A 19,130-nucleotide genomic window follows, 5' to 3' on the forward strand; every position below is an offset into this window, starting at 1 on the left:
CGGCCCCTTGCGGAAGGTGCTGCCGATCGGGTGGATCGGCGGGAGGTACACGACGTCGAAGCCCATCGCCGCGATCGCGGGCAGCCGCTCCGCGGCCGTACGGAAGGTGCCGTGCACGGCCGGGACCGACGGGTCGCGCTCCGACCGGCCGCTCTCCGACCGCGGGAAGAACTCGTACCAGGACCCGTACAGGGCGCGCTCACGCTCCACCAGCAGCGGCAACGGCTCCGAGCGGGTGAGCCGTTCCCGCAGCGGGTGCTGCGCGAGGGCCGCGTCGGCTCGCGCGGTCAGCGCGCCGGCGAGCCGCTCCCCGGGTGAACGGGACTCGTCGCGCAGGGCGTTCGCGGCGGCGACCACCGCGTCCCGGTCCCCTCCCTCCGGCATCGCGGCGGCGGCCCGCTCGTACAGTTCGGCGCCCTCCTCCAGAACCAGCCCCGTGTCCATCCCGGCCGGGATCTTGATCTCGGCGGTGCGCCGCCACGCGGTCACGGGATCGCTCCAGGCCTCCACCCGGTAGGACCAGTGACCTGCCTCCGACGGAGTGACCTCGGCGCCCCAGCGGTCGCTGCCGGGGGTCAGTTCCCGCATCGGGGTCCACGGGCCGGGGGACCCGGCGGGATCGCACAGCACGACGTTGGCGCCGACGCAGTCGTGGCCCTCGCCGAAGAGGGTCGCCGTGATCCGGAAGGTCTCACCGGCGACCGCCTTCGCGGGGCGTCTGCCGCAGTCGACGACCGGCCGTACATCCACCAGGGGGATACGGCCGGTGTGCGTGTTCGCGTCCATGGGTCCTGCCTCCGCCGTCTTGGGTTTCGCCTCCGCCCCATCTGGGCCCGATCGGGTGATTCACACTCCTGCGGGAACGTCCTGCAGGTAGTGCTCGGCCGCGTCCGCGGCCTCCCGTGCGCAGCGCTTCCCCATCAGCACGCACAGGGTGTAGCCGGTGTTCTCGAAATTGCCCCGCACCACATGGTCGGCGGGGGCGGCGAGCAGCAGGCGTTCCCAGGCCCGGTATCTCTCCAGATGCCTGGCGACCTCGGGTTTGGCAGGCAGCAGCATCACGCCGGTCACCTTCCCACTCATCGGACCGTGCACGGCTTGCCTGGCTGGCGGGTGAAGGCCGTACACGCAGGGGCACCGGTCCCATGTGGAGACCGACGCCCTCACTCATGGTGCCTGTATGGACACCCAGCGTCTTGTTGGCTCTTCAACAACATTTGGGCGCCCGCTCGAGTTGCGCGAATGGAGTAGTGCTCTCACTCTGAGACTGACTCAGAAGCGATCACCGCTCACGCTTCGTGTTCGGGGCTCGGCCCATCCGGGCGAGAACAAGCGAGAGCTTCGCCGGTGAGGAGCCAACGACGATGAAACCTGCAGTGCCCTGCTACTACCACCTCGACGTAGAGGTCAGCCCGGAACGAGTGGGACAGGTCAAACGCATCCTGGCCGCGCACCTGCGGTACTGGAACCTGGAGATCCTCGTCGAGTCCGTCTGTCACTGCGCCGAGGCGCTGCTCCGGACGATCGAGGAGCATGCCGCGGACAAGAACACGACCATCGAGATGTGGTGGAACGGCCAGCACCTCATCACCGCCGTCTCGGACAACAGCCAGGACATCGGCCCGCACAAGGCACCGCAGGGCTGCCTTGCCCAGATCGCCGCGCTGAGCGACGGCTGGGGCTGTTGCGCCACAGGCGCCGGCGGGAAGATCATCTGGTTCTCGTGGCGGGCGCGGGCCGCCGAGCGGGCCCCGCTGGTCCCCCCGGCCCCCGCCCCGAGTCTGCGGGAGGCCCGACGGACGCCCCGCCATGTCCCGCTCCCGGAGCCCGCGCTGTCGGTCTCGCGGGACAAGGCCGAGGCGGTCGCCGCCCCGGTGTGATCCCCTGACGGCGCCGGACCGCCCGGCCACCCGAACGCCGAACGCGTCGATCCAGCACGGATCGACGCGTTCGGCGTTCCCCGCGGCGGCCGGGTCGTTCGGGTCCGGTGGACGGGGCCTGCCCGGTGCGGCCGGAGACCAGAACAGGCACGAGGCGCGCAATGGGGGGAAACTGGAGCCGGGCCCCGGACCGGGCGCCCCGGAACCGGTCCCCAGACACGGGGGGATGCACATGTCCACTACACCGGCACAGGCGGCACGGCAGGAACTCCCCGGCTTCCAGGGGACCTTGACCGGTCCCGACGATCCCGGGTACGACGAGGCGCGCGCCGTCTACAACGCGATGATCGACCGCAGGCCCGCCCTGGTGGCGAGTTGCACCACTCCCGAGGACGTCGCCCTGGTCATCGGCTTCGCCCGGGACCACGACCTTCCCCTGGCGGTACGCGGCGGCGGCCATCACGGCGCGGGAATGGGAACGTGTGATGACGGAGTGGTCCTCGACCTCACACCGATGAACGACATCGAGGTCGATCCGCAGGCTCGTACCGCACGGGTCGGCGGCGGCTGCCGTCTCGGCGAGGTCGACCGTGCCACCAACGAGCACGGGCTCGCCGCGCCCAGCGGCATCATCTCCACGACGGGCGTCGGCGGCATCACGCTCGGCGGCGGCCTCGGACACCTCACCCGCAAGTGCGGGCTGTCCATCGACAATCTCCGCGCCGCCGATGTCGTCCTGGCGAGCGGGGAGAAGGTGCGCGCGAGCGCCGACGAGAACCCCGACCTGTACTGGGCGCTCCGCGGGGGCGGCGGGAACTTCGGAGTCGTCACCTCGTTCCTGTTCGGGCTGCACGACGTGAACACGGTCGTCGCCGGTCCCACCTTCTGGCCCGTCGACATGGGCGCCGAAGTCCTCACCGCCTACCGGGACTTCCTTCCGCACGCGCCCCGCGAACTCGGCGGCTTCTTCCTGTTCGCCTCGGTGCCGCCCGCACCGCCGTTCCCGGAGGAACTCCACCTGCGCAAGGTGTGCGGCGTCATGTGGTGCCGCATCGGCGACGACACGGACGCGGCGGCCCGGGACATGGCGCCGCTCCTCGACGCCCTGCCCGAACCGCTGCTGCACGGCCCGGCGCCGATGCCGCACCCGGCGCTCCAGTCCGCGTTCGACGGGGTCTACCCGCCCGGCGACCAGTGGTACTGGCGAGCGGGCTTCATCGACGCGCTCCCCGCCGAGGCGATCGACCTGCACGCCAAGTTCGGTGCCGAGATGCCCACCTGGAAGTCGACGATGCACATGTACCCCATCGACGGGGCCGTGCACGACCACGCACCGACGGACACCGCGTGGAGCTACCGCAGCTCCGGCTGGTCGGCCGTCTACGCGGGTGTGGACCCCGACCCGGCCAACGCCGACCTCGTCAGGCAGTGGAGCGTCGACTACTCCGACGCCCTGCAGCCGTACTCCGCGGGCGGCGGCTACGTGAACATGATGATGGACGAGGGCCAGGAGCGGGTGCGGGCCAGCTATGGCGACAACTACGCCCGACTGGCCCAGGTCAAGGCCGCGTACGATCCGGGCAACCTGTTCCGGCTGAACCAGAACATCCGGCCGCCGCAGGCCTGATCACGGCTTGCGGGCCACGCCTCCGTGGACGTCCGTGGGCTCGGGCGACGTACCTGGCTCCGGGCGCCACAGCGGGCACGACACGATGCCGGGCTCGATCAGTTCGAGGCCTTCGTAGTAGGCCGTGATCTGGCCGGGGCTGCGCAGCACGTACGGAATCGCGCCGGTGTCGTCGTACCCCTGCTGGGCCTCCTTGAGCGCCGCGTCGGTGTCCGTGCTGTCGTAGTGCACGAAGTAACTGCCGGAGGGCAGGGCGGCCTGGAGCCGGCGGACGATCGACTTGGCCTCCTCGTAGTCCTGGATGTGGCCCAGGATGCCCATGAGCATGAGGGCGACGGGCCGGTCGAAGTCCAGGATGCGGCTCGCCGTCTCGATGATCTTCTCGGGCTCGTGCAGGTCCGCGTCGATGTAGTCGGTGACGCCCTCGGGGGTGCTGGTGAGCAGTGCCTGCGCGTGACGGAGCACCAGCGGGTCGTTGTCGACGTAGACGATGCGGGACTCCGGTGCCACGCGCTGTGCGACCTGGTGGGTGTTGTCGTACGTGGGAAGGCCGGTGCCGATGTCGAGGAACTGACGGATGCCGAGCTCCTCGGCCACGAAGGTGACCGTGCGGATCAGATAGCCGCGCGAGGCGCGGGCCATCGTCTCGATGTTGGGGGCGACCTCACGGTAGGCGTCGCCCGCCACCCGGTCGACCTCGTAGTTGTCCTTGCCGCCCATCCAGTAGTTCCAGATGCGGGCGGAGTGCGGCACCGTGGTGTCGATCTTGGACAGCGCCTCTTGGTCGGGGGTGGACTGGCCGTCTGCCATGGAAGGTCTCCTGCCGTGCGTCACGCGGTCGGTCATCAACTTATCGTCAACGTCTTTGTACAGCAGCCGAGTTGAGAGATGGAGGGAGGTGCGGGGGCGCGGGCCGGGCGGCCCGGGTCCATGGTGTCGAGGGTGATCACGGGGACGTGCTGGGAGAGCGTGCGCAGGGCCCGCTCGTACGCGTCGACCGCCTCGGTGTCGTCGGCCTCGCCGGTGACGTGCAGGAGGACGCCGTCGCGTTCGGCCACCGCCTCCGCGAAGTCGAGCGCCTGGATCCATGTGACCCGCGAGCGCCCTCGGCGCAGCGGCCCGTAGACCAGTTCATGGACGAGGCTGCCGTCGATGGCCAACCGGCCCGGGGCGGCGAGGAGTTCACGGTACGGCTGGGTGGGGTCCACATGGTGGAGGTGTCCGCGCGAGCGGCGGATCAGGAATCCCTCGCGGGCCAGGTCCGCGATCAGACCGCTCCTGCCGATGCCGTCGGGGCCCTCGACGACCAGCGTCCGGCACCGCGCGAGGGCCTGGTGGAGGATCATCCCCGCACCCACTCCCCTCCTGCACCCTCCTGGACGAACGACGCCACCAGTGTGAAGGCGACAACCCGCACGCGGGGAGTGCGCGTGCGGGTTGTCCGGTTGTGCGGGCGTAGTGGTGCGGGGCCGGTGCGGAACGCGGCATTCCCTCGGGGCCGCGGTTCAGGCGCCCCTGTTGCGGCCCCGTGCGGTGCCGCGTCTCAGGCGATGAGGAAGTCGGCCTCGCCGGACTTGGCGCCCTGGAGGAACGCGATCATCTCGTCGCGGGTGTACACCAGCGCGGGCCCCTCGGGATCCCTGGACTGCCGCAGGGCGACGCTGCCGTCCGGCAGCCGCTTGGCCTCGACACAGCTCCCGCCGTTCGTGCCGCTCCAGGGCTTGACCCAGCCCTCGGTTCCCAGTTCGGCGGCGGACATGCCGCTGTGGACGGATCCCATGGATCACAACTCCTTACGCAGTTCACCCAGGATGGCCCTGGTCCGAGCGACCGGTTCCGCCTGCACGGACATCCGGTCCAGTACTTCGAGATAGCTGACGACGTCGTCCGGCCGGTCGACGTAGACCGCGCCGGCCAGGCTCTCCGTGTAGATGACGTCGGGGAGTTCGGAGAAGCCGAAGCGGAAGTGGTGGAAGGGCCCGAACGCACCCGGGTGCGCACCCACGCCGAAGCGCATGATCTGGATCCGCACCTTCGGCATGTCCAGAGCCTCGTGCAACCGGTCGATCTGGGCGCGCATCACCGCGGCCCCGCCCACCGGCCGGCGCAGTACCGTCTCGTCCAGAATGGCCCAGACGGCGGGCGCGTCCGGCTTGGCGAGCAGGTCCTGACGTTTGACCCGCAGGGCGACGCGGCGGGCGATCTCCTCCTTCGACTCGTTGGGAAAACCGACGCGCATGAGCGCCGTGGCGTACTCGTGCGTCTGCAACAGGCCGGGTACGTAGTGGGGTTCGTAGAGGCGGATGACGCTCGCCTCGCTCTCCAGGCTCACGTAGGCGCTGAACCACTCGGGCAGCACGTCGCGGTACTTGTACCACCAGCCCGGCTGGTTGGCCTCCCTGGCCAGGGCGAGGAAGTCGTCGATCTCCGCGGCCGGCACGCCGTACGTGTGCAGCAACTCCCGCACGTACGGGATGCGGAGTCCGACCTCGGCCTTCTCGATCCGCCGTACCGTCAGGGGAGTGACCTCGATCGCGCGTGCCGCGTCCTCGAAGGACACGCCCGCCTGTTCCCTCAGGTGACGCAGCCGTTTTCCGAGGACCATCCGCAGGACGGTCGGCGCGCTGCCGCCAGGGCGGTTCTCGCTCACGTCCTACCTCCCGGGACGGCTGTCACAGCGTGCAGTGTGCCACGCGCTTCCTGACAGAGACAGAGCGATGCGAATCGTTCTGAAATTATCAGAACGCAGCTTGCACGTTGAGTCTGTCGGCGACCATAGTGATCGAGTGACCTGCCGCACATTCGGCTTCGGTCACAGACAACTGCGCCCGCCGGTAAGGGACATGACGCCCCGCCAGACGAGCCGGGCCGGCGCAGCCGCACGCGGACGTGAGGCGAGACGGGGATGGCCACCGTGACCGACGGACAAGCAAGGAACGCCGGCAAGGCCCCCGCCGGGGGCAACAAGGTGCTGGCGGCCACCCTCAAGGAAGCCGGCTGTTCCTACGCCTCGCTCGCCCTGCGGGTCAACGAGCTCGGCCGCCGTCAGGGCACGGACTCCCACTACGACAAGGCGTCGGTCACCCGCTGGCTCCAGGGTCAGCAACCGCGGGGAACCACACCGGAGTTGATCGCCGCCGTGTTGTCCGAGCGGCTCGGCCGGGCCGTGTCCCCCGCGGACCTGGGCTTCCATTCCGATCAGCAGCGCCCCGTCGCGAGCAGGGCGCTCGTCTATGGCGAAGACGTGGCAGAAACCCTTCACACCCTGGCGGAACTGGGGTCCACCGACATCTCCCGCCGCAGCCTCCTCGGCTCGGTCCCCTTCGTGGCCGCCGCACTGACGAATCCACAACGCGCATGGCTGCTCTGGCTGCTGGAGCAACAGGAGTCCGGGCGTCCGACGACGGCGGCGAGCGACGGACCGGTCGAGCAGGTGCACGCGATGATCGCCATGTTCGACCAGATGGACAACCACTACGGCGGCGGTGGAGTGCGCACCAGCATCGTGCACTACCTCGCCACCGAGGTCGTCCCCATGCTCCAGCGCCGGGGCACGCCGTCCCATCTGCGCCGACAGCTGTACGCCGCCGCCGCGCGCCTCGCCGCGATGGCCGGCTGGAGCTCGTACGACGCGGGGGAGTACGGACTGGCCCAGCGCTATATGACGCAGGCCCTGAGACTGTGCGCGGAGGGCCGCGACCGGGTGCTCGGCGGTCAGATCCTGGCCGGCCTCTCCCACCTGGCCACCAACCTCGGGCGGCCGGACGAAGGGGTGGCTCTCGCCCGCGCGGGGATCGTCACCGCGCAGGGAGCGGGCAGTCCGCTGGGGCTGATGCGCCTGCACGCCATGGCCGCCCGCGGTCACGCCGCGCAAGGCCGTCACGGCGAGGCCTCCGAGGCGCTGCGCCTGGCCGACCGGCAACTGGAGGCGAGCAAGGGGCCCGCGCAGGAGTCGGTGTGGGTCCGCTATCTCGATCACCACTATCTCCAGGCCGAATCCGCCCTGTGCTTCCGCGACCTGGGTCTGGCCGCGCAGGCGGAACGCACGGCGAGCGAGTCGCTCAGTGCCAACCCCGACCGGCGCCGGCGCCAGGCCATCAGCCGCTCAGTCCTCGCGACCGCCCATCTCCAGCAGGACCGTCTGGACGAGGCGGTCGGCACCGCGACCGAGGCGCTCGACACCCTCAGCACCGTGCACAGCGAGCGGTCGATCCAGGCCCTGCGGGACTTCCGCAGGCGGCTGGAGCCGCGCCGTCACGAGCCCGTGGTGCAGGAGTTCGAGCGCACGTCGCGTGCCGTGCTGGGGGTGGCGGCGTGACCCGGGACCGGGGCGCCGCCGGTCCGCCCGGTGCGTCGGTCGTGGATCCGGTGCCTCAGTAGCCGTCCGGGGACGGGGCGTTCTGAGCCCGGTCCACCGGCAGATGGGCACCGGAGATCCCGCTCGACCAGTCGGACAGCAGGAACGCGACCACCCTGGCCACCTCCTGCGGTGCCACCGGCCCACCGCCCGGCAGCTCCGCCGCGACGAAGTGGGCGAACGCCTCGGGGTCCTCCCGGCGCATCCGGTCCCAGCGCCGGCCCGGGATGAGCATGGATCCGGGGGAGACGGCGTTCACCCTGATGTTGTCAGGGCCGAGCTCTCGTGCGAGCGAGGCGGCCAGATGGATCTGCGCGGACTTCGCGACCCCGTACTGGGCCGGCGGACCGGGCTTCCAGCCGGAGATCGACGAGATCACCACGACCGAGCCGCCGCCGGCCGCCCGCAGATGCGGGACGGCCGCCCGTACCAGCCGGGCCGCGTGGCCGACGTTGACCTCCCAGGTGGCCGCCCAGTCGTCGGGGGCCGCCTGCTCGATGCCGCCGCCGCGGGATCCGCCCGCGCAGGCCACCACTCCGTCCAGGCCGCCGAAACGTTTCGCCGTGGCCACGACAAAGTCTTCCAGCGAGCCGGGCGAGGTGACGTCGAGCGGCCGGGTGAACGTCTCGGTGTCCAGTGACGCCGTCAGTTCCTCCAGGTCACGGGCCGTGCGGGCGCAGGTCGCCACCCGCGCGCCCTCGGCTGACAGCAGTCGCACGATCTGCTCGCCGAGCCCCCGGGTGCCGCCGGTGACCAGTACGCGCTTTCCGCGCACGCCGGACCAGCCGGTGCCGCCTTCCGCGTACACCGCCGCCCGCCCCCCGTCCACGTTCCTCACGCGATCGAACATACATCCCATGCCACTACGTGCCTGCAACCGGACAACCCGAATACCCCCTGGTCGCCCGGCTACTCCGGCGTGTTGGCTGCTGGGGCAGCCATCCAGACCGACCCCCCACCCGTGCTGCCTCCGAAGGAGGATCGATGACGGCATCCAGGGCGCATCGCCGCGGGCCGTCGCCCTCACTGGCGGATGACGTCCACGCGCGGCTGCCCGACGGCCGCGCGTCGGCGTGTGACGACCACGGGGCGGACGACCGTTCGCCCGCGGCGCGGCCCCGGCCCGCCGAGGCGGCGGACGACATCCCCCTCACCGCGGTGCCCGCCGTGCCGCTCCTGGCATCGGCGTCCGGGGCGACGCCGGCGGCGCCCGTGGACCAGGCACACCTTCTGCGGACCACCGTCCCCGCCCACCCCTCCCGCTCGCCACGCCTGCGCGCGATGGTCACCGAACACCTCAGGCACCTCCGGCTCGCGCCCGAGCACCTGGACAACGCTGTCCTCGCGACGGACGAACTGTTCGGCAACGCGCTCAAGCACGGCAGCCCCGACCGCGGCGACACCGTGACCGTCACCATCGAATACACCCGGTCCGAGCTGCGCATCACCGTCGCCGACCGCTCACCCGCCCTGCCGCGGCCGCGCAGCGCGGACGGAGCCGAGGAGTCGGGACGCGGGCTGGCCATCGTGGCCGCCCTGACCGACGAATGGGGCGTGGCCCCGCCCGACCCGGGTCTCACCGGCAAGAAGGTGTGGTTCACGTTGGTGCTCCAGGGACTGCCGTGAACCGATCGCCGACGCGCCCGGAAACCGGCTCGCAGGGGCTGTCCGTCCCTCCGGCGGTCGACGGGGAGGTGCGGCCCGTGCCGCCCACGGCAGCCGGGGGACCGCCCGCGTTCCCCACGGTTGCCGCGGGACCGCCCCCGTTCGTGGAGGCCGGCCGACCCATGCGCCTCGTACCCTCACCGGCCGACGGCGTACCGCTCGCGCCCGCGGCGGTCTGCGAGCCCACGCGGTCCTTGCCCCTGTCTGTGCCTGTGCCTGTGCCTGAGTCTGCGTCTTCGGTGATCGGCGGAGAGGCGCCCGCGTCCCCGGAGGCCGCCGGACGGAAGCCGGCCTCGGGGCTCGGCCGGCAGACGCGGTCCGATCCCCCGGTGGGCGCCGCAGCGGCATCGCCCGGGCTCACGACCGGGCGGCCGATGGTTCCGGAACTCGCGGCGGCGCTGGCCACTGAACTGCTGCGCCGGGTGGACAAGGAACGACGCCTGATGCGGCAGGCACGGGCGGCGTCCGACCCTCTGTGGCACCCCGCCCTCGCCCGGTGCCGTGAGGACAATGCCGAGGCCCTCGCCACCGTCGTCCACCGGTACGGCTGGCCCTCCGCCGACCTGGTCGGCCTCCCCGCTTCCACGGCGGCGCTGATGATCCTGCTGCACGCCCCCTGCCTGGACTTCCAGCTGAAGTGCCGCGACCTGATCGCCGACGCCGCGGCGGACGGGCGCTGCCCAGCCCTCCACCACGCGTACATCGCCGACCACTGCGCGGTGGAACTGGGCCGCCCCCAGTACTACGGCACCCGCGTCGACCCCGCGACGCTGCGCCCGTACCCCGTGCGCCGGCCACAGACCCTCGACGAGCGCCGGCGCGACGTCGGCCTCGGCCCCCTCGACGAGCAGCTCCGCCGGCTGCGGGCCGGTGGATGAGACGCCTTCGGACGTGATGTGCAGCACGCGGGAAAAAGTCTCCGCGGCGGCGGGAGAAAGGTTCTGGCTGCGCACGGCTTGATCGCCGATCAAGAAAGGCGAAATCCCTGGCCACGGCATGTTCGGCGCATTTGACACCTCATTGGGGCCACAGATAGGAAAAGCTCTCTGAAGTGGAGAGGTGGACTGTGCGCGAGCCGAACGTGGTCGGGGACTGGCAGGAGTACGACGAGCATGCCGGTCTGCGTGTCCGCGTCCATGGAGTGGAAAAGGCGGAGCCGCCGCGAGGACGCGACGACGCCGCCGACGGACTCGCCTACTTCGCTTTTCGAGTGACGGTCGAAAACCGCACGACCGAGCATTTCGGGATCCATCTCGAAGACGGCCAGATCGACATCCGCATCGGCGCCGACGGCGAGAGCGCCTTCCTGGACTGGCGGAACTCTCAGTTCATCGAGGGCTTCGACGTCTACCCGCTGCGCCGGGCCACCGCCGTCCTCTTCGCCGCGGGAGCGGAGGCGTCCCTGCACCGCGTGGACATCCAGGTCCAGCTGAAGGTCGACGACGAGTGGACCGAGCGATACCTCTGGGCGGGCGGCATCGACCCGTACGAGAGCACGGTCGAGGCGGGCGCCCGTCCCGACACGGCCCGGGACAGCCTGGCCTGCCAGGTGAGCAACTTTCTCCGCAGGGAAGCCGAGTCCTGATCAGCGACGGCGACAGGGCCTAACGCTCCCCGGCCGGATTCCCCTCCACCCACTGGATGAGGAGCTGACGCACGTACGGGTTGCCGTCCTGCGCGGCGTGCGCCAGCCGCTCCGCGCTCGCACGCGCGGCGCGCCACTCCGCGGGGGTGTCCTCGTCGTGGGCGCGGTCGGCGGCGGCCAGCGCGTCGGCCGCCAGCCGGCGGAGATCTTCGGACAGATCGTCGTCGGCGGCGGCGCGGTACGCCTCGAGGCGCAGCCCCGCCATGTCGCGGGAGGCGCTGTCGGTGGCCGCCGGGGGCTGGGCGTAGCCGCTGACCGCGATGACCGCACAGAAGGCGGACACGTCCTGACGGCTCTGCCGCTGCCCCTTCGCGATGGCGGGGGCCAGCCACTTGGGGGCCTTCCAGTGCAGGGCCGCGGTGGCCGCGGCGAGTGCGACGGCCAGCAGCACCACCGGGATCCATCCGCCCAGGAACCACCCGACCGGGCCGAGCACCAGAAAACAGACAGCGCTGCACATCCATATGCGACGGCGGCCGAGCCTCAGGTGTCGTGGATCCATGGGGCTCAGTGTCGCAGGCACACCGTCGCCGTGATGAGGCGGCGGGGCGATTTCCGCGCGGCCGCGCCACGGGTCATGCGGCCGGCTCCGGGGCGGGTGTCGCCGTCTCCCGCGTCGCCCGGAGGCACGTCTCGGGTCAGCGAGCGCATCAGTTCCCGCCGACGCGTGCGGACGACAGCCGACGGACCCTGTGCGCCGACGAGGTGATGTGACGCACCCCTCGGTTTCACTCGCTCAACTCCGTTCCTGCATACGGCTTTTGGCCAGACGTCGTGAGGTGCCCGGGTGCGGCGTGCGGCACGTGTCACGAGTCCCGCGCGGGGTGTCGCGCCGCCTGTACGTGTGGCTCGTGCGCTGCGCCGGAGCCGCACCGCCCACTCATCCGGCACAGGGTCCGTTCCGCGTGCCCGGCGCGTCACGAGCGGGTGGCTTCCGGCCGTCCGTGTCGCGCCGCCCGTCGGCCGCCGCGGCGCTAGCGTGGCGCGTATGCGGCATCACGGCCGGCGGCGGGCCGGAATCCTCGGGGCGCTTCTCGCGTTGTGCGCGGCCGGCTGCGGCGGTGGGGGAGGGGGAGGGGGTGTCGCTTCGTCGGCGACCCCCGAGCTCCGGGCGTCGTCGAAGATCGGGGTGTCGAGCCCCGCGTTCGCGGACGGCGGCACGATTCCGCGGCGCTACACCTGCGACGGCGAGAACGTCTCACCGCCACTGGACTTCTCCGGGGTGCCGCAGGGAGCTGCCGGGCTGGTCGTGCTGGTCGAGGACCCGGACGCCCCGGGCGGCACCTTCGTGCACTGGACCGTGTGGGGCATCGATCCGCGCCGGACGGCGCTGGCGGCGGGCGTCGTGCCGCACGGCGCCGTGCAGGGCCGCAACGGCTTCGGGAAGCTCGGATACGGCGGTCCCTGCCCTCCGGCGGGGAAGGTGCACCACTACGTCTTCTCGGTGTTCGCGGCCGACGTGAGACCGACCCTGCCCGAGGGGGCCGGGGCGGGCGATGTGAAACGCGCGCTGGCCGGGCACGTCACGGCTTCGGGGACGCTGACCGGCCGCTATGGCAGGTGACCGGCGGCCGGGCGGTGAATGGCCGGAGATCGCCCTGGCCGCCCCGGTCGCCGCTTCGTACGATGCCGTCACTCCCGGTCTTCACAGCTCCTTCACAGCCCGGGGGAATGCGCATGTCTGCTTGACATGTGCATGTTCAACAAAGCCTTGATCCAACGCACTGGTCTGCGACGGCTCCTCGCCCGCGGGGAGCCGCACCCCCCATTCCAGGGCGGCGCACCTCGCGTGCCGCCGCCGGAACACCGACGCAATGGATTGGAGCCCCATGACTGGTGGGCTGCTACTGAGTGGCGCCATCGCCGCCCTGTTCGCCTCGGCACTCCCCGCGCACGACCCGTCCTCCGGGATCGTCGACCCGCCCCCGGACAAGATCGTCATCAAGGTCGCCACGGTGAACGGCTCGGGCTGTCCCCAGGGCACCGCGGCCGTCGCGGTCTCGCCGGACAACACGGCGTTCACCGTGACCTACAGCGACTACCTCGCGCAGGTCGGCGGCAATGCCGACCCCACCGCGTTCCGCAAGAACTGCCAGCTCAACCTGATCGTCCACGTGCCGCAGGGCTTCACCTACGCCATCGCCAGCGCCGACTACCGCGGCTTCGCCGCCCTCCAGCAGGGGGCGAGCAGCACCGAGAAGGCCTCGTACTACTTCCAGGGCTCTCCGAACACGGCCGCCATCACCCACCCCTTCCGTGGCCCCTACAACGACAACTGGCAGGCCACGGACGCCACCGACTGGGCCCAACTGGTGTGGGCACCCTGTGGCGTTCAGCGGAACTTCAACATCAACACCGAACTCCGCGTCAACGCGGGGACGTCCACTCCCGGCAGCTCCAGCTTCATGACCATGGACTCGACGGACGGCGACATCAGCACCGTCTACCACCTGGCCTGGAAGGAGTGCCCGAGCTCCTGACCCCCGGCTCCGGGGGCTGAACGCGCGCGTGCCCGGCCGGCTCCGTCGTGTCGGAGCCGGCCGGGCACCGGCGGTTCGTCGACCGGCTCCGCCGCATCGGAGCCGGTCGCGTCAGGGAAGCAGCTTGTCGAGGGCTGCCGGGCCTTCCTCCTTGAGCTTGCGCTCGGCCCAGGCGAGGTTGCGCGGGTTGATGTCGCGTCCCGCCGCGAGTACCAGGTCCTCGGCGGTCACGGCGCCCCCTGCACCGGTGTGCAGCAGCGAGTCGGGGGTCGCCCTGTCGTCGGACGGCGCGGACGCATCGGGTTGGCTCGTTGACATGATCTCTCCCTGTTCCACGTGACCTGTTCTCACGCTACGGGCATTCCGCAGCGCCCGCGCGACACGGCCCGCAGACGCGTCTTGAGCCCGGACGCAAGCCGACGGGGCCGTATGGGACGGGCACCCCGTTCGGGCGTACAGCGATGTCGGTCGCGGCCCGTGCAGGTGATGGTGGAGGAACTCGCACCCCTGCGAATGATGGGAGCTTGACATGCGCATTCGTCTGATGGCCGCCGCCGGCCTGGCGACCGTGGCTCTTGTGGCCACGGCCGGGACTGCCGCCGCGGACGACCCCGACCCGGTCGGCGTCGCCGCGAACAGCCCCGGACTTCTGTCCGGCAATGTGATCCAGATCCCCGTGGACCTGGGTCTCAACCTCTGCGGCGACTCCATCGACGTGGTGGGCCTGCTGAACCCGGCGACCGACAACACGTGCACGGCCGACTGACGAAGTCGTCGCGTGTGCCGGGCAGGGGCTTCCTTGCCTGACTGAACGGTCACGTCCGCCGGGCAGGGATTTCCCTGCCCGGCGGACGCTTGTCCGCTCCCGGTCGGAGTGTCGCCGTCATCTCGCGTCGGCGCACTCTTCGACGAAAATACAAAGCCGGCGAATGAGGCTCAGGTAGGAGGCGGGGTCCGTGGTGTCCTGCATGTGAGATGCACCCTGGAGCCACTGTTGCCACAGGGCCCCGGGGGCCAGGAAACGGGCAGCTCGGTCGCCTTTGAGATTCAGGTCGACGAACAAGAGAGCGCCCCTTTTTGACGCTGCGCCACTCGCCGACGAGGAGGGCGCCCCGGGGGCGTTGTGACGCCGGGTGTCCATTCATTGGTCTGTACATGACCATCGGGACGGGTCAGACTGTGCGCCGAGCAGCCCACCCCCCAACGAGGAGCAGACCTCATGCGCATGCCCGCACGGCAACGTTGTCACGCGGTCCTGGCAGGGCTCGTCACGTTCGCCACCGCCGTCGTCGTGTCCGTCGCCACCACCGCGCCCGCCCAGGCCGCCGACACCTGGACCGAGACGGGTTCGGACCGCGCCGATCCGCTGACCGAGAGCCAGGGCCTCGCCTCGGTCGAGGTCCCGGCAGGCAGCCCCAACCACTACACGGGCATCGGCACCATTCCCATCGGTGTCAGCAGCCGCGGCTGGAACCACGTCGGCGACCCGGACGCCTCCTACAACGGCTACTACATCGAGCCGTACCAGAGCGACTCCCGCAGCGCCAAGATGTTCCGGGTGCAGGCGCCGGGCGGCGCCTGGTCGGAGTACGTCCACGCGCTGAGCCCGGGCGAGGCCCTCAACAACTCGTTCGTCACCATCTCACCCGGCGGCTCCTGGATGGTGTCCGGCGAGTGGGGCACGATGAACCGGCTCCTGGTGTTCCCGACGCCCGGCGTCAACTCGGGTACGTCGCCCTCGGCGAACCTCCCGCAGGCGTCCACCATCAACCTGGACCACGCCGTACGCGACGTACAGGGCTGCGACTTCGTCACCGCGACGCAGCTGCTGTGCTCGTCCGACGACCCCGCGGGCACTCTCTTCGGCATCACCAAGCCGCTGCTCCAGATCGACCTGTCCGGCGAGCCCAACGGCACGGCGGACGTGTCCGGTCACGTCACCGCCCTGCGCCAACTCCCGCTGCGCAGCGGCTGCTCGGGCACGTTCGAGGCCGAGGGCATCGACTACGACCGGCGCACCGGCACCCTGCGGGTGATCGTCGTGTCGCCGGGCTTCTGCGTCCTGACCGACAGCAAGACGTACAAGTTCAACAGGAGTTGAGGCACGCAGACGGTGGTCCGGCCCGTGGCCGGGGCGCCGGTGCGGACGGGAGATCGGCAGGGGCGTAGGCGCCGGGCACGGGGAGGTCTACTGTCGGTAGCAGTACCAGGGTGATGGGGGGCGGCCGACTGTGGTGGAGGACGACGCCGTGATCGGCTGCACGGGGGAACTGCTCATCGGCACACGTGGATCCGCCGGTCCAGGCGAGATCCTCGTGCGGGTCCGGGGCGGATCCGAGACCTTCCTCGCCTGGTCGCCGGAGCCCCTGCCGACAGGGGCGACCGTGCTCGTGGTCGCATCCCGCGGATGCCGTGCGGTCGACGTCATCAAGTGGGCCGACCCCCTGGAGGCGTTGGGCGGTCATTCCGCCGGCGCAGGCTGAGGAGGATGGACAACGATGTTCGGATACCGCGTTCCCGCTCCCGACCAGGCGATGCTGATCTCGGGAGGGAGGCGGGGACTCGGGGGAGCGCCGTTCCGGGTGGTGACGGGCCATGGCAAGTTCGTCCTGCCGGTCTTCCGCAAGACGCGCTTCCTCACGCTGTCGATGTGCGAGTCCGAGGTCACCGAGACGTGTGTCACCAAACAGGGCATCTCCCTGCACGTCCGCGCCGTGATCGCGTTCAAGGTGGGCAATGACACCGAGAGCATCATCAACGCCGGACAGCGGTTCCTCTCCGACCAGGACCAGATGTCGGTGCTCACCGGGCGCATCTTCGCCGGTCATCTGCGCGCCATCATCGGCTCGATGACGGTGGAGGAGATCGTCACCGAACGGCAGAAGCTCGCCGCGGAGGTCCTGGACACCTCCAAGACCGAGATGGCGAAGATCGGGTTGATCGTCGACTCGCTGCAGATCCAGTCGATCGACGACGGCGACACCGGATACATCGACGCCATGTCCGCACCGCACAAGGCGGCGATCCAGCGGCAGGCCCAGATCGCCCAGGCCCAGGCCACGCAGGCGGCGGTCGAGGCCGAGCAGGTGGCGGCGCGCAATCAGGCCGAGTACGCGCGGCAGACCGCCGTGGTGAAGGCGGAGTACTCGGCCGAGGTGGACCGGGCCCAGGCCCAGGCCGCCCAGGCGGGACCGCTGGCTCAGGCCCACGCCCAGCAGGAGGTCCTCGCCGCGCAGACCGAACTGGCCCAGAAGCAGGCCGCGTTGCGGCAGCAGCAACTGGTGGCCGAGATCGTGAAGCCCGCCGAGGCCGAGGCCGAGCGGATCAGGGTGCTCGCCGTCGCCGACGCAGAGCGCATGAAGATCCAGGCCGAGGCCGCCGCCTCGCACGACCGTGTCGCGCTCGACCGGATGCTGATCGACCAGCTGCCGCAGATCGTCAAGGAGGCGGCGGGCGGGCTCGCCGGAGCCAACGTGAACGTCCTCAACGGCGCAGACGGCCTCGGCGAGATCGCGGCGGGACTGGTCGCCCAGGGCCTGACGATCCTGGACTCCGTCCGGCAGAACCTGAACGGTCAGGGGCCCGACACCCGCCCCGACAAGGCGGACGCCCCGCTCGCACTCCAGGGCTACACCCGCACGCCGGACGAGGAGACCGAGGAGGCCGGGCCGGAGAACGGCCGGACCGGCCAGGCCTGAAGCGTCCGGGCGGGCTCACCACCCGCCCGGAAGTCCGCGTTGCGCAACACTTGTCACTGCTGTGTCACGGCCCCTCGGGGCACCACAACTCCCCGGGCACGTGTCGTGTCGAACTGGGCGTGAATGAAAGGAACTTGGTCCTTTCACCACATCGACCACCAAGCCCGGCCTTTCGACCCGGCCGCGTCTTCATCACACGGGGAGCAGGACATGACCAGCGCGCAGCGTGCGACCGGCACGACGACCTCCATCACCGGTACCACGGGTGCCCGCCGCAGGAGGGGCACGGCCGCCCTGGCAGCCGCGTCCTTCCTGCTGCTCGCGGGCCTCGGCATCGCCGCCGCACCCGCCTCCTACGCCGGCACCCCCGGCGGCACCCAGGCGAACGACCGCAACTCCGACTTCGACGGCGACGGCTACGACGACGTCCTCGTCGGCGCGCCGGACGGCACCGTCGACGGCAAGAAGGGCGCCGGCTTCGTCACCGTCCAGTACGGGGCGGCGAACGGCATCGGTGCGGGCAACAGCGTTCCCAAGGCGCGTACCGCCGTCTTCAGCCAGTCCACCACGGGCGTCCCCGGCACCTCGGAGACCTACGACTCCTTCGGTGCGGCCGTGGCCACCGGAGACCTCGACGGCGACGGCTACGACGACGCGGTCGTCGCGGCGCCCGGCGAGGATGTCGGGTCGCTGGAGGACGCGGGCCGCGTGACGGTGCTGTACGGCTCCAGGAGCGGACTCGGCCCGGCCCGGAGCGTCACGTTCTCCGCCGCCGCCCCGGCGGCCGGAGCCCGCTTCGGCGCCGCCGTCACGGCCGCGCGGCTGACGGGGGACACGCCCGCCGACGTCGTCGCCGTACTCGACCAGCAGGGCGCGCAGTTGTTCACGTACAGCGGGGGCGCACTGCGCCACACCGGCACGCTCGACACGACCGCGCACCCCGCCGGCCGGGCCATCCGGCCCGCCTACGTGACCACGGGCGACTACGACCGCGACGGCTATGCCGACCTGGTCGTCTCCGGCTACAGCCCCGACGACGACTACACGCAGGGCTGGTCGGCGGTCTACTCGGGCGGCGAACACGGCCTGACCCACCTGCGCGACCTGCGCGGTGGCATCTCCACGGCCTCGGGCGACATCGACCATGACGGCTACGACGACCTCGTCACCGGCCAGAACAGCAGCCCCGACGACGAGGCGGAGGGCCTGACCGGCGGACTCGTCGGTGTCTACTACGGCGGTGAGGGCGGCCCCGAGGGCCAGGACGGACCCGGCAGCGCCCCCCGGTGGTGGACCCAGAACTCGCCGGGCGTGCCCGGCACCGGAGAGCACGGCGACGCCTGGGGCACGGAGCTGTCCGTCGGCGACAGCGACGGCGACGGTTACGCGGACGTGGCCGTCGGCGCGCCCGGTGAGGACATCGGCACCGTGTCGGACGCCGGCGCGGTGTGGCTGCTGCGCGGCTCTGCGGACGGCCTGACCGCGACGGGCGCACAGTCCTTCGACCAGAACACCCCCGGCATCCCCGGCACCGCCGAGATGGACGACACGTGGGGCGCGCAGGTCCGGCTCGCCGACACGGACGCCGACGGCCGCGGCGAACTCCTGGCCGCCGCGCCCGGCGAGGACACCGCGGACGGAGTGGTCTGGCACCTGCCCGCCGGCACCAAGGGCCTGGTGGCCGACGGTTCCTGGCTCTTCGGGGCGAGCGCGCTGGGGGCGCCGGTCGGCGACGGCCGCTTCGGTGCCGCCGTCGACGAGTGACCGTCGGCCGCCAC

22 protein-coding genes and 1 pseudogene are annotated in these 19,130 nt (G+C 71.2%); 13 read left to right on the forward strand and 10 right to left on the reverse strand.

Features of this window, described 5'->3' with window-relative positions; translation table 11 throughout:
* Both ABEB03_RS44010 and ABEB03_RS44015 read right to left on the reverse strand, forming a co-directional pair.
* Positions 1 to 786: maltotransferase domain-containing protein (locus ABEB03_RS44010; RefSeq protein ID WP_345658744.1), on the reverse strand; the 786-nt coding region annotated here is incomplete at its 3' end.
* Between the two features lie 81 nt (positions 787 to 867).
* Positions 868 to 1,059, reverse strand: a pseudogene (locus tag ABEB03_RS44015) (DUF5133 domain-containing protein); the annotation flags it as partial.
* Positions 1,060 to 1,364: 305 nt separating this feature from the next.
* Between ABEB03_RS44015 and ABEB03_RS44020 the strand changes: the two are divergent.
* Both ABEB03_RS44020 and ABEB03_RS44025 read left to right on the forward strand, forming a co-directional pair.
* Positions 1,365 to 1,880, forward strand: coding sequence for a pep a2 (locus tag ABEB03_RS44020; protein WP_345658745.1), 516 nt, complete (start codon positions 1,365 to 1,367; stop codon positions 1,878 to 1,880).
* 232 nt (positions 1,881 to 2,112) lie between these two features.
* Positions 2,113 to 3,507, forward strand: a complete 1,395-nt coding sequence (locus tag ABEB03_RS44025; RefSeq protein WP_345658746.1) for an FAD-binding oxidoreductase — start codon at positions 2,113 to 2,115, stop codon at positions 3,505 to 3,507.
* On the opposite strand, the gene ABEB03_RS44030 is transcribed toward ABEB03_RS44025, so the two are convergent.
* From ABEB03_RS44030 to ABEB03_RS44045, 4 genes are all read right to left on the reverse strand, one after another.
* A complete protein-coding gene (locus tag ABEB03_RS44030) occupies positions 3,508 to 4,317 on the reverse strand; it encodes an SAM-dependent methyltransferase (protein WP_345658747.1) in 810 nt (269 codons plus the stop codon).
* A 35-nt stretch (positions 4,318 to 4,352) separates the two neighbouring features.
* Positions 4,353 to 4,853 carry a hypothetical protein gene (locus ABEB03_RS44035; RefSeq protein WP_345658749.1) on the reverse strand — a complete coding sequence of 167 codons (501 nt, stop codon included), beginning with the start codon at positions 4,851 to 4,853 and terminating at the stop codon, positions 4,353 to 4,355.
* 197 nt (positions 4,854 to 5,050) lie between these two features.
* A complete protein-coding gene (locus ABEB03_RS44040) occupies positions 5,051 to 5,287 on the reverse strand; it encodes a DUF397 domain-containing protein (protein ID WP_345658750.1) in 237 nt (78 codons plus the stop codon).
* A gap of 3 nt (positions 5,288 to 5,290) precedes the next feature.
* On the reverse strand, positions 5,291 to 6,157 hold the full coding sequence (locus tag ABEB03_RS44045; RefSeq protein WP_345658751.1) for a helix-turn-helix domain-containing protein: 867 nt from the start codon (positions 6,155 to 6,157) through the stop codon (positions 5,291 to 5,293).
* A 255-nt stretch (positions 6,158 to 6,412) separates the two neighbouring features.
* Between ABEB03_RS44045 and ABEB03_RS44050 the strand changes: the two genes are divergently transcribed.
* Positions 6,413 to 7,825, forward strand: coding sequence for a hypothetical protein (locus tag ABEB03_RS44050; RefSeq protein ID WP_345658752.1), 1,413 nt, complete (start codon positions 6,413 to 6,415; stop codon positions 7,823 to 7,825).
* Positions 7,826 to 7,880: 55 nt separating this feature from the next.
* On the opposite strand, the gene ABEB03_RS44055 is transcribed toward ABEB03_RS44050, so the two are convergent.
* Positions 7,881 to 8,702 (reverse strand): SDR family NAD(P)-dependent oxidoreductase, encoded by an 822-nt coding sequence (locus ABEB03_RS44055; protein WP_345658753.1) that lies wholly within the window; start codon positions 8,700 to 8,702, stop codon positions 7,881 to 7,883.
* A 146-nt stretch (positions 8,703 to 8,848) separates the two neighbouring features.
* Between ABEB03_RS44055 and ABEB03_RS44060 the strand changes: the two genes are divergently transcribed.
* The 3 genes from ABEB03_RS44060 (at position 8,849) to ABEB03_RS44070 (ending at position 11,114) form a co-directional block, all read left to right on the forward strand.
* Positions 8,849 to 9,490 (forward strand): ATP-binding protein, encoded by a 642-nt coding sequence (locus ABEB03_RS44060; protein WP_345658754.1) that lies wholly within the window; start codon positions 8,849 to 8,851, stop codon positions 9,488 to 9,490.
* A 413-nt stretch (positions 9,491 to 9,903) separates the two neighbouring features.
* Positions 9,904 to 10,407 carry a DUF6624 domain-containing protein gene (locus ABEB03_RS44065; RefSeq protein WP_345658755.1) on the forward strand — a complete coding sequence of 168 codons (504 nt, stop codon included), beginning with the start codon at positions 9,904 to 9,906 and terminating at the stop codon, positions 10,405 to 10,407.
* Between the two features lie 188 nt (positions 10,408 to 10,595).
* Positions 10,596 to 11,114 (forward strand): hypothetical protein, encoded by a 519-nt coding sequence (locus tag ABEB03_RS44070; RefSeq protein ID WP_345658767.1) that lies wholly within the window; start codon positions 10,596 to 10,598, stop codon positions 11,112 to 11,114.
* A gap of 19 nt (positions 11,115 to 11,133) precedes the next feature.
* Here ABEB03_RS44070 and ABEB03_RS44075 read toward each other — a convergent pair whose 3' ends face one another.
* Positions 11,134 to 11,676: a hypothetical protein gene (locus ABEB03_RS44075; protein WP_345658756.1), complete on the reverse strand. Its 543-nt coding sequence runs from the start codon at positions 11,674 to 11,676 to the stop codon at positions 11,134 to 11,136.
* Positions 11,677 to 12,162: 486 nt separating this feature from the next.
* Here ABEB03_RS44075 and ABEB03_RS44080 point away from each other — a divergent pair, with 486 nt between their 5' ends.
* Entirely contained in the window at positions 12,163 to 12,738 is a 576-nt protein-coding gene (locus ABEB03_RS44080) for a YbhB/YbcL family Raf kinase inhibitor-like protein (protein ID WP_345658758.1), read from the forward strand.
* Between the two features lie 265 nt (positions 12,739 to 13,003).
* Positions 13,004 to 13,654, forward strand: coding sequence for a DUF4360 domain-containing protein (locus ABEB03_RS44085; RefSeq protein WP_345658759.1), 651 nt, complete (start codon positions 13,004 to 13,006; stop codon positions 13,652 to 13,654).
* A 111-nt stretch (positions 13,655 to 13,765) separates the two neighbouring features.
* Here the strand turns inward: ABEB03_RS44085 and ABEB03_RS44090 are convergent, their stop codons facing one another.
* Positions 13,766 to 13,972 carry a hypothetical protein gene (locus ABEB03_RS44090; protein ID WP_028801462.1) on the reverse strand — a complete coding sequence of 69 codons (207 nt, stop codon included), beginning with the start codon at positions 13,970 to 13,972 and terminating at the stop codon, positions 13,766 to 13,768.
* Positions 13,973 to 14,183: 211 nt separating this feature from the next.
* Here ABEB03_RS44090 and ABEB03_RS44095 point away from each other — a divergent pair, with 211 nt between their 5' ends.
* Positions 14,184 to 14,420, forward strand: coding sequence for a chaplin (locus tag ABEB03_RS44095; RefSeq protein ID WP_345658760.1), 237 nt, complete (start codon positions 14,184 to 14,186; stop codon positions 14,418 to 14,420).
* A gap of 117 nt (positions 14,421 to 14,537) precedes the next feature.
* Here ABEB03_RS44095 and ABEB03_RS44100 read toward each other — a convergent pair whose 3' ends face one another.
* Entirely contained in the window at positions 14,538 to 14,795 is a 258-nt protein-coding gene (locus tag ABEB03_RS44100; protein WP_345658762.1) for a DUF6000 family protein, read from the reverse strand.
* Between the two features lie 78 nt (positions 14,796 to 14,873).
* On the opposite strand from ABEB03_RS44100, the gene ABEB03_RS44105 reads away from it, so the two are divergent.
* The 4 genes from ABEB03_RS44105 to ABEB03_RS44120 all read left to right on the forward strand — a co-directional run bounded on the left by ABEB03_RS44105 (position 14,874) and on the right by ABEB03_RS44120 (position 19,116).
* Positions 14,874 to 15,755, forward strand: coding sequence for a hypothetical protein (locus ABEB03_RS44105; protein WP_345658763.1), 882 nt, complete (start codon positions 14,874 to 14,876; stop codon positions 15,753 to 15,755).
* Positions 15,756 to 15,885: 130 nt separating this feature from the next.
* A complete protein-coding gene (locus ABEB03_RS44110; protein ID WP_345658764.1) occupies positions 15,886 to 16,137 on the forward strand; it encodes a hypothetical protein in 252 nt (83 codons plus the stop codon).
* A gap of 15 nt (positions 16,138 to 16,152) precedes the next feature.
* Positions 16,153 to 17,352, forward strand: a complete 1,200-nt coding sequence (locus tag ABEB03_RS44115; RefSeq protein ID WP_345658765.1) for an SPFH domain-containing protein — start codon at positions 16,153 to 16,155, stop codon at positions 17,350 to 17,352.
* Positions 17,353 to 17,562: 210 nt separating this feature from the next.
* Positions 17,563 to 19,116, forward strand: a complete 1,554-nt coding sequence (locus tag ABEB03_RS44120) for an integrin alpha (protein WP_345658766.1) — start codon at positions 17,563 to 17,565, stop codon at positions 19,114 to 19,116.
* The last annotated feature ends 14 nt before the right edge of the window (positions 19,117 to 19,130 follow it).

Origin of the sequence: Streptomyces siamensis (assembly GCF_039543605.1) — a bacterium.
In the GTDB taxonomy this organism is placed as follows: domain Bacteria; phylum Actinomycetota; class Actinomycetes; order Streptomycetales; family Streptomycetaceae; genus Streptomyces; species Streptomyces siamensis.